The organism is Pseudomonas parakoreensis (genome assembly GCF_021602155.1).
Classification (GTDB): Bacteria; Pseudomonadota; Gammaproteobacteria; order Pseudomonadales; family Pseudomonadaceae; genus Aquipseudomonas; species Aquipseudomonas parakoreensis.
Genome location: NZ_BQHY01000005.1, coordinates 374,456 through 388,930, shown reverse-complemented (window position 1 = coordinate 388,930; position 14,475 = coordinate 374,456). Strand labels below are relative to the sequence as shown.

At 59.1% G+C, this 14,475-nt stretch carries 13 protein-coding genes; 5 read left to right on the top strand and 8 right to left on the bottom strand.

The features are described 5' to 3' along the window. Both L6D63_RS10390 and L6D63_RS10385 read right to left on the bottom strand, forming a co-directional pair. On the bottom strand, positions 1-1,446 hold a 1,446-nt coding region (locus tag L6D63_RS10390; RefSeq protein WP_236170319.1), incomplete at its 3' end, for a histidine kinase dimerization/phospho-acceptor domain-containing protein. After that, the gene (locus tag L6D63_RS10385; RefSeq protein ID WP_095668549.1) at positions 1,443-2,165 is read right to left on the bottom strand and encodes a response regulator; all 723 of its coding nucleotides are present in this window, start codon (positions 2,163-2,165) and stop codon (positions 1,443-1,445) included. The genes L6D63_RS10390 and L6D63_RS10385, both read right to left, overlap by 4 nt. Positions 2,166-3,020: 855 nt before the next feature. On the opposite strand from L6D63_RS10385, the gene L6D63_RS10380 reads away from it, so the two are divergent. Continuing rightward, complete coding sequence (locus L6D63_RS10380; RefSeq protein WP_041067575.1) at positions 3,021-5,915, top strand: ribonucleoside-diphosphate reductase subunit alpha; 2,895 nt, start codon at positions 3,021-3,023, stop codon at positions 5,913-5,915. A gap of 668 nt (positions 5,916-6,583) precedes the next feature. Here the strand turns inward: L6D63_RS10380 and flgE are convergent. The 6 genes from flgE to L6D63_RS10350 all read right to left on the bottom strand — a co-directional run bounded on the left by flgE (position 6,584) and on the right by L6D63_RS10350 (position 11,677). After that, positions 6,584-7,903 (bottom strand): flagellar hook protein FlgE, encoded by a 1,320-nt coding sequence (flgE, locus tag L6D63_RS10375; protein WP_047295811.1) that lies wholly within the window; start codon positions 7,901-7,903, stop codon positions 6,584-6,586. Positions 7,904-7,933: 30 nt separating this feature from the next. Then, positions 7,934-8,662, bottom strand: a complete 729-nt coding sequence (gene flgD, locus L6D63_RS10370; RefSeq protein ID WP_047295813.1) for a flagellar hook assembly protein FlgD — start codon at positions 8,660-8,662, stop codon at positions 7,934-7,936. Between the two features lie 15 nt (positions 8,663-8,677). Continuing rightward, complete coding sequence (gene flgC, locus L6D63_RS10365; RefSeq protein ID WP_003227217.1) at positions 8,678-9,121, bottom strand: flagellar basal body rod protein FlgC; 444 nt, start codon at positions 9,119-9,121, stop codon at positions 8,678-8,680. Positions 9,122-9,124: 3 nt separating this feature from the next. After that, complete coding sequence (gene flgB / locus L6D63_RS10360; RefSeq protein ID WP_025112931.1) at positions 9,125-9,532, bottom strand: flagellar basal body rod protein FlgB; 408 nt, start codon at positions 9,530-9,532, stop codon at positions 9,125-9,127. A gap of 338 nt (positions 9,533-9,870) precedes the next feature. Further along, entirely contained in the window at positions 9,871-10,698 is an 828-nt protein-coding gene (gene cheR / locus L6D63_RS10355) for a protein-glutamate O-methyltransferase CheR (protein WP_007963053.1), read from the bottom strand. Between the two features lie 46 nt (positions 10,699-10,744). Continuing rightward, positions 10,745-11,677, bottom strand: coding sequence for a chemotaxis protein CheV (locus L6D63_RS10350; RefSeq protein ID WP_041074300.1), 933 nt, complete (start codon positions 11,675-11,677; stop codon positions 10,745-10,747). A gap of 82 nt (positions 11,678-11,759) precedes the next feature. Here L6D63_RS10350 and flgA point away from each other — a divergent pair, with 82 nt between their 5' ends. The 4 genes from flgA to L6D63_RS10330 all read left to right on the top strand — a co-directional run bounded on the left by flgA (position 11,760) and on the right by L6D63_RS10330 (position 14,363). After that, positions 11,760-12,521, top strand: a complete 762-nt coding sequence (flgA, locus tag L6D63_RS10345; RefSeq protein ID WP_095668548.1) for a flagellar basal body P-ring formation chaperone FlgA — start codon at positions 11,760-11,762, stop codon at positions 12,519-12,521. A 160-nt stretch (positions 12,522-12,681) separates the two neighbouring features. Continuing rightward, positions 12,682-13,008 (top strand): flagellar biosynthesis anti-sigma factor FlgM, encoded by a 327-nt coding sequence (gene flgM / locus L6D63_RS10340; RefSeq protein WP_041074296.1) that lies wholly within the window; start codon positions 12,682-12,684, stop codon positions 13,006-13,008. Positions 13,009-13,056: 48 nt separating this feature from the next. Further along, on the top strand, positions 13,057-13,524 hold the full coding sequence (locus L6D63_RS10335) for a flagella synthesis protein FlgN (RefSeq protein WP_027612275.1): 468 nt from the start codon (positions 13,057-13,059) through the stop codon (positions 13,522-13,524). Positions 13,525-13,616: 92 nt separating this feature from the next. Then, a complete protein-coding gene (locus L6D63_RS10330) occupies positions 13,617-14,363 on the top strand; it encodes a flagellar brake protein (RefSeq protein ID WP_041074294.1) in 747 nt (248 codons plus the stop codon). Positions 14,364-14,475: the final 112 nt, after the last annotated feature.

Genomic DNA, 14,475 nt, shown 5'->3' with positions numbered 1-14,475 from the left:
ACGCAGGAACGGCGTGAAGATGCGCTCCCACGCTGACTCCGGCACACCCGGCCCGTCATCCTCGACATCCACCCGGCAGCGCAGTTGCCCAACCTGATAACTCACCGTGACGCTCGAGTGCGCATGGCGCATCGCGTTGCTCACCAGGTTCTGCAACGCGCGGTGCAGGAAGCGCGGCTCGGCCTCGACCCAGGCGCCGTCATTATCGGCAGCGGACAGGCACAACCCGCGTTGTACAGTGACCTCGGCACGTAACGGCGCCAGTTCTTCGATGACTTGATTGACCAGCGCATCGAGGTCGATGCGTTGAAAGGTCAGCGCGGGTGACCCCTGCTCCAGCCGCGCGTAGGTGAGCATTTCGTCCACCAGCTTATCGAGATCCTCGATGTCGTGATCCATGCCCTCGCGGTACTTTTCCAGCGCCTGCGGGGTGGTGGCCGAGCCGATCATCTCCAGCCCGAACCGCAGACGCGCCACGGGAGTACGCAACTCATGGGACACTGCGCGCACCAGTTCGCGCTGGATCGCCAGCAACTGCTGCAAGTGCTCGGCCATGCCATTGAACGCTGCCGCCAGCCGCCCCACCGAGTCAGCGCCACGGGCCGGCACGCGGGTTTCCAGACTGCCCTTGGCGATGCGCGTGGCGGCGGCTTCGAGACCGCGCAGACGTCGTTCGAGCTGGCGCACCAACAGATAAACGATCAGCCCGATCAGGCTCAGGCCGAGGGCCGCAATCAGCACCAGCCATTGCGGCGGATACGGATTCATCTGATACAGCGGGCCGATCTCCAGCACCCACGGCGTGCCGACCATGCCGGCAAACACCCGGATCGAGTCCCCGCCCTTGCCCAGCGCCATCACCGTATCGCCCTCGGACACACGGCGGCTCTGGTCTTCGTCCATGTCGGCCTCGTTGACCGTGACCAGTCGCAAATCAAAACCGAAACCTTTCTCCTCCTTCAACTGCGCCAGCCGCTTGGGCTGTTCGCCAACCGGCACCCGCACCAGTTCATCGGCCAGCAGGTAAATAGTCGCACGGGCCAGTTGTTCGCTGATCTGCTGGACATCGCCGGTCAGCAGCAACTGTTCCTTGTCGCTGACCAGCCGATAGACCCGCGCCGCATGCGGGCCGGTCTGCTCCACCAAGGCCTGACCGCGCAGCACCCGGGCGCGCTGAGAGAGATCCAGATCGGTCTCGGAAAACGTCTTCAGCGCCAGCGGAATCCCCAGCAGGCGCTCCCAGACCAACAATGCCCGGTGGCGCTCGGTTGCGTTCATCGGCTGGAGGTTGTCGGCCATCAGCGAGAACGTGCCATGGGCCAGGCGCTCGCGGTATTGCTCGCTGCGCACCTGATTGAGCAGGTGCAATGCCAGCACCCCAAGCACCGCCACCAGAATCAGCGCCGCGCACATGCCGCCATAGATGCGCAGGAAGATCGAGTTCACAGCGCCAGATCCACGCAGGCTTCCGGAACGAACAGATAGCCTTTGCTGCGGATGGTCTTGATCAGGCGCGGATGATCGGGGTCATCGCCGATTTTCGGGCGGATGCGCGAAATGCGCACATCGATCGAGCGGTCCTGACCGTCATAGCCGATGCCACGCAGCGCAGTGAAAATCTCTTCGCGAGAGAGGATTCGTCCGGCATTCGACACCAGCAGCCAGAGCAGGTCGAATTCGGCGCTGGTCAGTTCGATGCCGCTGTCACTGAGCCAGGCTTCGCGCAAGGCGTTGTCCACCACCAGCGGGCCGAATTGCAGGCGGCGGCTTTTTTCCGCGACCGGCTCGGCGCTGTCACTGCGCCGCAGCAAAGCCTGAATCCGTGCCAGCAACAGCCGTGGGCGCACCGGTTTGCACACGTAATCGTCAGCACCGAGGTCGAGGCCCTGGATCTGGTCGGCATCGTCGGTGCGCGCGGTGAGCATCAGGATCGGCCCGTCGTAACGGTCGCGGACCTTGCGGCAAATGCTCAAGCCGTCTTCACCGGGCAGCATCAGGTCGAGGATCACCAGGTCCGGCTGCTCCTTGATGATCCGCGCCGCCGCCTGCGCGCCGTTGCCTTCGATCTCCACGCGCAATCCATTGGCTTGCAGGTATTCGCGGGTGAGTTCGGCCAGTCGCTGGTCGTCCTCGACTATCAATACCTGCCAGGCTTCTTGCTCCACCGGTGACCTCTGCTTTCTATTGTTATTAATAAGGCAGAAACACACTGCCCCCTGTAGGAGCTGCCGCAGGCTGCGATCTTTTGACCTTGCCTTTTAAAAGCAAAAGATCGCAGCCTGTGGCAGCTCCTACACAGGCGTGCGGTTGTCCGCAGATTCCGATGCTCCCGTCTTTTTGTCATCTTTTGGGAGCATAAGAATGGGTAAACGCCGCCCGATTGTATAAACGGCGTACCGGCAGAACACAAGTCGGCAAATGCGTTCGGACAAGGCGGTTTTTTGTGATAGGGTTCGCGCCCTTAAAAATCCGCTGAAGCGTTTTTCCCAAGTGAAAAACAGTGACAAACGGTCTGGCTCAGCAGGTTCGCGGCCTACACGGGAATTCCTGGTTTCTTACACAATTTACGCACAGGTTTATCCACAGCTAGTACGTTGCAAGCCCTCTCGAAACGCATTATCTTGTAGCACGGCGCGAGGAGAGACCCTACATATAGGGTTTTCCGCTCAGGCGACCAACCACATTTCGGGCCTGAAACTCAAGCGCTTTATTGCCAGTTTCCGGTTGAACCAAGCAAGTTTTTCAAAGCCCAAACCGCACTTGCGGATGGCGCCGTTTTTCAGGTCGGAAACGACCGGAACGGTACGGGTGTTGCAGTCATTACTGTCATCCGGGAAGGAATCCGGCTCGAGCCCTGGCTCGCAGCCAAAAACTTCGGCAAGGATGCGGCGTCATTAGCCTTTTTCCTACTGATCCGAAGTTGTTATGCCCGACGCCCGTCGGTTGTAGTGCTTCGGACCAGAACGGTGAGCACCATGATGGTGCCCAAACAAACATAGAGAATGTGGAGATCACCCCCCATGCAAACCGACACAACTCGCGAGAACCCGCAGGGCACCTTGCCGCAGGCCGCCGATTCGAATTCGGATCTGGCCGCCACCGCGCCTGGTCAACTGCGCGTGATCAAGCGTAATGGCACTGTCGTTCCTTACACCGATGACAAGATCACCGTCGCTATCACCAAAGCGTTTCTCGCAGTTGAGGGCGGCACCGCTGCCGCTTCGTCGCGAATCCACGACACCGTTGCCCGCCTGACCGAACAAGTCACCGCGACCTTCAAGCGTCGCATGCCGTCGGGCGGCACCATCCACATCGAAGAAATCCAGGACCAGGTCGAACTGGCCCTGATGCGTGCCGGCGAGCAGAAAGTCGCTCGCGACTACGTGATCTACCGTGACGCCCGTTCGAAAGAACGCGCAGCCCATACCCCGGTCGAAGCCGCCGTCGACGCGCACCCGTCGATCCGCATCACCCGCGCCGACGGCAGCCTCGCGCCGCTGGACATGGGCCGCCTGAACACCATCGTCACCGAAGCCTGCGAAGGCCTGGCTGAAGTCGATGGCGACCTGATCCAGCGCGAAACCCTGAAAAACCTGTACGACGGCGTGGCCCTGAACGACGTCAACACCGCGTTGGTGATGACCGCGCGTACCCTGGTTGAACGTGAGCCGAACTACTCGTTCGTCACCGCCCGCCTGCTGATGGACACCCTGCGTGCCGAAGGCCTGGGCTTCCTCGGCGTGGCCGAGAGCGCCACTCACCACGAAATGGCCGACCTGTACGCCAAGGCGCTGCCGGCTTACATCGCCAAAGGTATCGAGTTCGAACTGCTGAACCCTGTGCTGGCCTCCTTCGACCTGGAAAAACTGGGCAAGGCGATCAACCACGAGCGCGATCAGCAATTCACCTACCTGGGCCTGCAGACCCTGTACGACCGTTACTTCATCCACAAGGATGGCGTGCGTTTCGAACTGCCGCAGATCTTCTTCATGCGCGTGGCCATGGGCCTGGCGATCGAAGAGAAGCAGAAAGAAGACCGTGCGATCGAGTTCTACAACCTGCTGTCGTCCTTCGACTACATGGCTTCGACCCCGACTCTGTTCAACGCCGGTACCCTGCGTCCACAGCTGTCGAGCTGCTACCTGACCACCGTTCCGGACGACCTGTCGGGCATCTACCACGCGATCCACGACAACGCCATGTTGTCCAAATTCGCTGGTGGCCTGGGCAACGACTGGACGCCGGTGCGTGCACTGGGTTCGTACATCAAGGGCACCAACGGCAAGTCGCAAGGCGTGGTTCCGTTCCTCAAAGTAGTGAACGACACCGCCGTAGCCGTTAACCAGGGTGGCAAGCGCAAAGGCGCTGTGTGTGCCTACCTGGAAACCTGGCACATGGACATCGAAGAGTTCATCGAACTGCGCAAGAACACCGGTGATGATCGTCGTCGTACCCACGACATGAACACCGCCAACTGGATCCCTGACCTGTTCATGAAGCGCGTCTTCGATGACGGCAAGTGGACCCTGTTCTCGCCTTCCGAAGTACCGGATCTGCACGACCTGACCGGTAAAGCCTTCGAAGAGCGCTACGAGTACTACGAAGCCCTGACCGAGTACCCGGGCAAGGTCAAGCTGTTCAAGACCATCCAGGCCAAAGACCTGTGGCGCAAAATGCTCTCCATGCTGTTCGAAACCGGCCACCCATGGCTGACTTTCAAAGACCCGTGCAACCTGCGTAGCCCGCAGCAGCACGTCGGCGTGGTTCACAGCTCGAACCTGTGCACCGAGATCACCTTGAACACCAACAAGGACGAGATCGCCGTTTGCAACCTGGGCTCGATCAACCTGCCGAACCACATCGTCGACGGCAAGCTGGACACCGCCAAGCTGCAACGCACCGTGAACACCGCCGTGCGCATGCTCGACAACGTGATCGACATCAACTACTACTCGGTGCCGCAAGCGAAGAACTCCAACTTCCGCCACCGTCCGGTCGGTCTGGGCATCATGGGCTTCCAGGACGCGCTGTACCTGCAGCACATCCCTTACGGTTCCGACGCTGCCGTCGAGTTCGCCGACAAGTCGATGGAAGCGGTCAGCTACTACGCGATCCAGGCGTCCTGCGACCTGGCCGACGAGCGCGGCGCGTACGAGACCTTCAACGGTTCGCTGTGGTCCAAAGGCATCCTGCCGCTGGATTCGCAACAGATCCTGATCGAACAGCGCGGCCAGAAGTACATCGACGTTGACCTGAACGAAACCCTGGACTGGGCACCGGTTCGCGCCCGTGTACAGAAAGGCATTCGTAACTCCAACATCATGGCCATCGCACCGACCGCAACCATCGCCAACATCACCGGCGTCTCGCAGTCGATCGAACCGACCTACCAGAACCTGTATGTGAAATCGAACCTGTCGGGCGAATTCACCGTGATCAACCCGTACCTGGTTCGCGACCTCAAGGCTCGCGGTCTGTGGGACTCGGTCATGATCAACGACCTGAAGTACTACGACGGTTCGGTGCAGCAGATCGAGCGCATCCCGCAAGAACTCAAAGAGCTCTACGCGACCGCGTTCGAAGTGGACACCAAGTGGATCGTTGACGCCGCCAGCCGTCGTCAGAAGTGGATCGACCAGGCCCAGTCGCTGAACCTGTACATCGCCGGCGCCTCGGGCAAGAAGCTCGACGTGACCTACCGTATGGCTTGGTACCGTGGTCTGAAAACCACCTACTACCTCCGTGCCCTGGCCGCGACCAGCACCGAGAAGTCGACCATCAACACCGGCAAGCTGAATGCTGTTTCCAGCGGCGGCAACCACGGCGACGATTCGGTTCTGGCCGCTCCGGCCGGTCCGGCGCCAGTGCCAAAGGCTTGCGCGATCGACGAGCCGGATTGCGAAGCTTGCCAATAAGCTGAGCCGGGTCAGGCGTCGCGAGACGCCTGATTCCTCCAGGCAAAAGAAAACCCCCGACAGACTTCTGGTTTGTCGGGGGTTTTCTTTTGTCTGCCATTTACCTGTAGGAGCTGTCGAGTGCAACGAGGCTGCGATCTTTTGATCTTTAGTGCTCTGCCAAAGATCAAAAGATCGCAGCCTTCGGCAGCTCCTACATGAGCCTGGGTGCGTTCAGTCAGAGATTGGTCGGCTGTCAGGCCGCCATCGCCAGCAGGCTGACTCCCACAGCCAAGCGCTCGCTTTTCCGCCATCCAACACGATGAGCGTTAGCTCGAGTACCGCTTTTGATCTGAGGGCCCGTCGGCAGGCTGAGTGGAGGGATTCACCCGGGGGTGGGAGCGCAGCGACCGTTTGGCGAAGCCAAACACATCGAGAGGAGGTGCAGCGAAGCAAACCGTAGGCGATGCCCCCCGGATGAATACCGTAGCGAAGGAACCCGAGCCACGGCGAGGGCCGAACGCTGGGACCTAGCCTTTTGGTTACTTTTTGGTGTCTGAAAAAGTGACTCGCCGTAAGGGCGAAACCCTAAGTAGCCGTTACCGCAGCAACGGATAAGCCCACAAAACAATAGCCCACAAAAAAGCCCCTCAAAAAGAGGGGCTCCCTTGCACAATCAGAAACCGCAATCAGGTCATCTGAATGATGGTCTGCATGATGGTGCTCTGGGTGGAGATAGTCTTGGCGTTCGCCTGATAGTTGCTCTGGCCCTTGATCAGATCCACCAGCTCGTTGGTCAGGTTAACGTTGGACTCTTCCAGCGAGTTGGACACCACCTCACCCAAGGTACCGGTTTTCGGCGCGTCGTAACCCGGGATACCCGAGGCGAACGTCTCTTTCCAGCTGGTGCCGCCGACAGGCTGCAGGCCTTGCTCGTTGGTGAAGCTGGCCAGCGCAACCTGGCCGATGGCCTTGCTCTGGTTGTTGCTGAAGTTGGCGAACAGCGTACCGGTGCCGTCGATGGTCAGGTTGGTGATCTGGCCAGTGGCGTAACCATCCTGAGTCGGAATCGAACGAGCGGTATCTGCGTTGTACTGGGTGGTCTGCGCCATCGAAATGGTGATACCGGCCGGGTTCGCCGAAGCGCCGTTAGGCGTGAACGTCCCATTAACCACAGTACCCGGCACCCAGCCAGTGAGCTTCAGGTCACTGCTGATCACAGGACCTGGCGGAGTACTGACCTGGGTCAGCTTGCCAGCAGAGTCAAACGTCATGGTGGAAGGCACTGGCGCGGTGACCTTCGGATCGCTGCCGGTAGCGTCCGGGTTACGACCGTCTACCAGGGTGTAGACCTTCCAGGTGTTCTGGCCAGTCTTCACCACGTACTGATCCATGACGTGCGAGTTGCCCTGGGAATCATAGATCGGCGTACTGAACTGCTTGGTGTATGTCTCGAGTTTTGTCGGGTCGAAGACGACAGCGTTAGCGCCGGTATCGGTGATCACCGGTGCCGACGAATTCAGGTTGATGGTCGAGGTCACCAGCGAGGTGGACTTCGGCGCCAGGTTGGAAGTATCGATTTTCAGGTCGGTCAACACACCGTTGATGATCTTGCCGTTGGCATCCACACCGTAACCTTGCAGACGCGAGGTGTAATCGGTGTTGGTGATGTAACCGGCGTTGTCGACTTTGAACGTACCGGCACGGGTATAGGAAATCGAGCCGTTGTTGCTCATGGTGAAGAAGCCGGAACCGTTGATGCCCATGTCCAGCACGTTACCGGTGTTGTTGATGTCACCCTGGGTGAACTGCTGGGACACGTTGGCCAGACGCACGCCGTTGCCGATGACCTTGCTGCCGCTACCCAGGCGAGTGGCCGAGTAGACGTCTTCGAATTCTGCACGGGACGATTTGAAACCGGCAGTCGCGACGTTGGCGATGTTGTTGCCGGTCACGTCCAGTTGTTTGTTGGCTGCATAGAGACCGCTAAGGCCGATATTGAAAGACATATTCCACTCCTTTGTGCCGGTTGGTCGGCTCTATATACCAATGGTTTGTACTTTGGACAGGGCGACGGTGCCCTTGCCGGACAGGTTGAGCATCAGCTCGCCACCGGTCTGGCTGATGGTCACGCTGTTGACCGTGGCTGGCAGGTAGGTCGCCATATCGGTCGAGGTGCCATTGATCGAGGCGTTGGCCTTGACGGTGTAGGTACCGGTCTTCACCAGGTTGCCGTCCTTGTCCTTGCCGTCCCAGGTGAAGCTCGCGCTGCCTGCGGCGCGACTGCCCAGATCGAGGGTGCGAACCACCGTGCCGCTGCTGTCGGTAATGCTGACGGTGCCGCCGGCAATCGACGACGGAACGCTGACCGAACCGGTCATGCCTTTGCTCGGGTCGTCCAGTTGAACGGTGTTGGTCTGCACGATCACGTTGCGGCCCACCAGCGACGACGCCTGCAAGGCTTGCGAGGAGTTGTAGTTGCCGGCCAGCGAACTGACGGTGCTGTTGAGGGTGGTGATGCCCTCAAGGCTGCTGAACTGCGCCAGCTGCGCAACGAAGGCGCTGTTGTCCTGCGGATCAAGCGGGTTCTGGTTTTTCAGCTGGGTGACCAGCAGTTGCAGGAACGCATCCTTGCCCAGGGCCTGGCCGCCGGTGGTGCTGTTGGTGGCCGAGGCAATGCCATCGCCGGTCGTACTGCTCGTTTTCTTCGAGGAGTTCGACAGGATGTCATTCATGCTCAGGCTGCTGGTGGTATCGGAAACACTCATGGCCGTCGCCCCTTATTACTGACCGAGGGTCAGTACCTTCTGCATCATGGTTTTGGCGGTGTTCATCATTTCGGCGTTGGTCTGGAACGACCGGCTCGCGGAAATCATGTCAGCCATTTCTTCCACCACGTTGACGTTCGGGTAGTAGACGTAGCCCTTGGCGTCAGCGGCCGGATGGTTCGGCTCGTAGCGTGCTTCGAGGTTGCTCTGGTCTTCGACCACGCCGAGCACTTGCACGCCCTGCCCTGCGGCATCCTGGCTCTGGAACAGCGAGTTGCTGCCGCTGTTCTGGCCGCCCTGAAACATGGTGGCGAACACCGGGTGACGGGCGCGGTAGGTCTGGTCGATGCTCGACGAAACGGTTTCGGCGTTGGCGATGTTCGACGCCACGGTGTTCAGACGCGTGGTTTGTGCGCTCATGCCGCTGCCGGCAATGTTGAAAACGCTGGACAGGGACATGGATTACTCTCCGCGCAGGGCCGATACCAGCCCTTTGAATTTGCTGTTGAGCAGGGTGAAGCTGGCCTGGAAGCCCACGGCGTTTTCCGCGTAGTTGGACTGTTCCAGCTGAGCATCCACGGTGTTCTGGTCGATCGAAGGCTGCATCGGCGTGCGATACATCAGCGACTCGTCGCCATTGCCCAGGCCTTCAGCTTCGATGTGACGGCTGTTGGTCATGTTCAGGGCGATGGTGCCGTTGGCGTTTTTCTGGCTCTGTGCTTCGAGCACTTTGGAGAAGTCCAGATCCCGAGCCTTGTAGTTCGGGGTATCGGCGTTGGCGATGTTGTTGGCCAGCACTTCAGCGCGCTGGGCACGGAAACCCAATGCCTTTTCGTGAATGCCGAGCGCTTTATCGAAGCTGATGCTCATGTCGGGAACCTTCGGGTGAGCGGTTTTTCGTACCTGAGCTTTAGCAAGCGCCGTGCCAAACACAGAAACCCGCGTAAACCGGGGCTTTGCGGGGAATCGGCAAAGCGGCAATGCCAGAAAAGCGGCAACCGGTTTCCGCTGCCTGCCGCTTTTCTGCCGCTTCGTCCTGTTAACACCTCTCCCTGTAGGAGCTGCCGAAGGCTGCGATCTTTTGATCTTGATCGTTCAAAACAGGATGAAAAGATCGCAGCCTTCGGCAGCTCCTGCATGAAACAAAGCATCAGGCATAAAAAAGGGAGCCCTTGGGGCTCCCGATTTTGTATGCCTGATGCTTTGTTTCACTTCGCCTGGTAAATGATCCCCGGACTGCACTGGACCATCTGGTAATGATCCGGCAAACCGTTCAGCGCTTCGGACGCGCCAAGGAACAGATAGCCGCCCGGCTTCAGCGTGCTGTGAATGCGCAACAGGATGTCTTTCTTCACCTCGGCGGAGAAGTAGATCAGCACGTTGCGGCAGAACACGATGTCGAACTTGCCCAGACTGGCGTAGCTGTCGAGCAGGTTGAACGAACGGAATTCCACCCGGTTCTTGATCGGTGCCTTGATCACCCAGCGCCCCGGCCCTTTCGGGTCGAAGTAGCGCTGCAGGCGATCAGCGGACAGACCGCGGCCGATGGCCAGGCTGTCGTACTCGCCGGTCTTGCAGTTGGTCAGCATGCTGCCGGACAGGTCGGTGGCAACGATCTGTACGCCCATCTTCAACTGACCAAGGTTGCTGCGCTCGAACTCGTCGATCGACATCGACAGCGAATACGGTTCCTGACCCGACGAGCAGGCCGCCGACCAGATCCGCAGACGCTGGTTGGGGCTGGCCTTGATCGCCTCGGGCAGCACCTTGTTCTTCAAGACTTCAAACGGATAGGTGTCGCGAAACCACAAGGTTTCGTTGGTCGTCATGGCATCGACCACCTGCTCGCGCAAACCGCTGCGCGGCTGGGTCTGGATGCGCTGTACCAGCTCACCCAGGGACTTGATGCCTTGCTGCTCCATCAGTTTGTTGAGACGGCTCGAGACCAGGTACTGCTTGTTTTCACCGAGCAAAATGCCACAGGCTTTTTCCAGGAAGACCCGGAACTGTTCGAAATCCAAATTACCCGTAGACAATGATGCCGCCTCTTAAATCGTGTTGACCGCCAGGGGCAGAAGGCCCCTAGCTGATATCTGCTGCTTTGATCCGGTCGACTACCCGGGATGCCAGGTCATCAGGACGGAATTTGGCCAGGAAGTCATCGGCACCGACTTTCTTGACCATCGCCTGATTGAATACCCCCGACAACGAAGTATGCAGGATGATATGAAGCTTTTGCATGCGTGGATCGCTGCGGATCTCCGCCGTCAGGGTGTACCCGTCCATCTCCGGCATCTCGATGTCGGAAATCATCATCAGGAACTCTTCTTCCGGCTTCTTGCCCTCATCGACCAGCTTGCGCAGGTAGTCCAGCGCCTGCTTGCCATCGTTCAGCGCCACCACTTCGACCCCGACCGTCTGCAGGCAGCGCGTGACCTGCTTGCGCGCCACCGACGAGTCATCGACCGTCAGCACCCGCAGCGACAACGCCTTGCTCTGGGTCTCGACATCGACCACGCCGACCGAAATCGCTTCCGGCGTCGGCGCGACTTCCGCCAGCACCTTCTCGACATCGATGATTTCGACTAACTGATTGTCGACTCGAGTCACAGCGGTCAGGTAATGATCGCGCCCCGTGCCCTTGGGCGGCGGATGGATCTCTTCCCAGTTCATGTTGACGATGCGCTCCACCGAGCGAACCAGGAAACCCTGGGTCTTGGTGTTGTACTCCGTGATGATCACGAACGGACTGTTCTTGTCTTTCAACGCCCCGGAACCGGTCGCCATTGCCAGATCAAGGATCGGAATGGTCGCCCCCCGGATATTCGCCACCCCGCACACGACAGGACTGGACTTGGGCATCAACGTCAGCGACGGGCATTGCAGCACTTCCCGCACCTTGAACACGTTGATGCCGTAGAGCTGCTGACCGTCGAGACGGAACAACAACAGCTCCAGGCGATTCTGCCCTACCAGTTGCGTGCGCTGGTTCACCGAATCCATTACACCAGCCATGCCCAGACTCCTACACCAACGCCAAGTGTTGTTGCGACGCACATTCATTGCTAAACGGCACGGCGCTTGCTTTTTAACTCGTATGAACGCTCAAACGACATTTTTTCGACGCCTGACCTCCCGCACCCGCAAAGCGCTGTGCGCGACGTCTGCCGTCTGCTTGTTTTTCGCTGGCAGCCCTGCCGGTGCTGATACGGTTACCTTGCCTGACATGCTTATCGGCGTCACTCAGGGCTTTCTTGAGTTCACCGTAGAAGACTATCTGGCTACCAGTCAAACGGAAGGCCGCTATGAAATCGAGGTCAACCAGCTCGACCCGCGTATGCGCATGCCTATGTGCGACAAGGAATTGACAGCGTCACTGGAGAGTCCTGCACGTCCGCTGGGCCGGGTGACGGTCAAGGTCCGCTGCGAAGGAAGCTCGCCGTGGACGGTGTTCGTGCCCGCTCAAGTCCGCCTGTTTCGCGAGATTGTCACCACCACCCGACCGCTCAAGCGCGCCGCGATTATCGAACCGCAAGACGTGATCTTGCGTGAACGCGACATCAGCCAGGTCAATCAGGGTTTTCTGACGTCGGTGGATGAAGCCATCGGGCAGAAATTAACCCGACCAACGGTAGCCGATCAGGTGATTACCCTGGTGCATCTGGAACAGGCAGAAGTGGTACGCAAGGGCGATCAGGTGGTCATCATCGCCCGCAGCGGTACACTCGCCGTGCGCATGCCCGGTGAAGCCCTGGCCAATGGCGGTTTGAAAGAACAGATCCGGGTAAAAAACCTCAATTCCAACCGGGTAATCAAGGCGCAGGTCATCGCGCCGGGCCAAGTGGAAGTCGCCATGTAAAACGCTCGAGCAGAAAACTGGCGCCAGCCCCGACGCTTCCCTAAACTGTGCCGCAGCAGGACACGCTTCGGCACATGCAGCTCATTGCAAAGTGAGCCTAAAGTTTTCCAGGGAATGGCCGAGAACATGGCAAGCGTCCAAATTCCCAGAGGTTTTTAACATGGTCATCGATTTCAGCCGTTTGAACAGCTCCTCGTCACTTACGGGCAGTACGCGTACCAGCAACGCCAAGGAAACCGCCGAAACCGGCACCTCCGCGCCGCTGAATACCCAGGCCGAAACGGCCGGTACCGCAAAAAGCGGGGAATCGGTACACCTCAGCAATGAGGCTCAACAGTTGCAGAAGGTCACTGACAAGCTGCGCGATCAGCCTGCCGTCGACAAAGCCCGCGTGGCCGAGTTGAAAGCAGCGATTGCCGATGGCAGCTACAAGGTCGACAGCAACCGTGTAGCCAGCAAACTGCTCAACTTCGAAGCCCAGCGCTAGGCTTTTGCCGGCGCCAGGCTTTTGGACGCTTAGAACCCAAGGCCAGCCATGCACGACACTAATTTATTGCAACTGATCACCGACGACTTTGCTCCAGCTCAACAATTGCTGGAGTTGCTGCAAACCGAGTCCCTCGCTTTGCACGGTCGCGACATGCCTCTGCTCGAAGATATTCTGGCGCGCAAACAGGCATTGATCATTCTGCTTGAACAGCATGGCCGCAAGCGCAGCGAAATCCTTGCCAGCCTCAACCTGCCGCTCGACCGTCAGGGCCTGGAGCAACTGGCCAGCCAGTCGAGCATTGGCGACCAGTTGCTGTCCCAAAGCGATGTGCTGACCGACCTGATTGCCCAGTGCCAGGCGGCCAACGTCAAGAACGGCCAGTCGATCCAGATCCAGCAGGCCGCTACGGCCAATCAGCTGAAAATCCTCACCGGGGGCGAACCGCCAGCGCTGTATGACGCCTCGGGCACTTTCGCCAAACCCACCAAGCCGCGTACGCTCAGCCAGGCGTGAGCCATTCGATGTGCCTGCACTATCAACCCGCGAAACATGCTGGCAAAATGCTGGCTAGTCGTAGTCAAATTTTGTCTGGAGATTGAGAAAACGTGCCAAACGCCCTAAGCGCGGATGATACTCCGCAGCCACCAAAGGTGCTGACCACGCCCCTGGAAATCTCCAGCAACCTGCGCCAGCTGCAAGAAAGCCACGACCCGCTGATCATCACCTTCCATGAGCGCAGCCAGCGCTTCCAGAGCTACCTGATCAAGGTTGACCGGGAAACCGCGACGATTGCCCTGGACGAAATGATCCCGCGCGATGGCGAGCGTTTTCTGCAGGCGGGCGAACCGTTCAAGGTCGAAGGCTTCCACGAAGGTGTGCGCATCGCCTGGGAATGCACCGGCACGCTGAACATCGAAGAATCCGACGGTGACCGCTTCTATACCGGTCAACTGCCAACCGAAGTGGTCTACCACCAGCGCCGCAATGCCTTTCGTGCCGCGTTGAAGCTGACCGATCTGGTCAGCGTCGAACTTGGCGGCGAAAAACTCAAGGCGCCGATCAACGGCAAACTGCTGGATATTTCCGCCACCGGTTGCAAACTGCGCTTTGAAGGCGACATCACCGACCGCCTGCAACTGGGTCAGGTCTATGACCGCATGATCGCCACCCCACTGTTCGGCAATCAACCGATCTCGGTCGAGCTGCGCTATCTGCACTTCGAAGAAAAGCTCAACATCACCTTCGCCGGCTTGCGCTTCCACAACATCAGTGGCCAGGCGGCGCGCAACGTCGAGCGCTTCGTCTATCAGTTGCAGCGTGAAGCACGCCGGTTCGATAAAGACGATCTGTGATTCGCACAGGCAAATAGAAAGGGCAGTCCCTGGCGGGACTGCCCTTTTTTATTTCTACTGTCCCGTCCTGGGCTGGAGATAACTGTGGCGAGGGGATTTATCCCCGATGGGT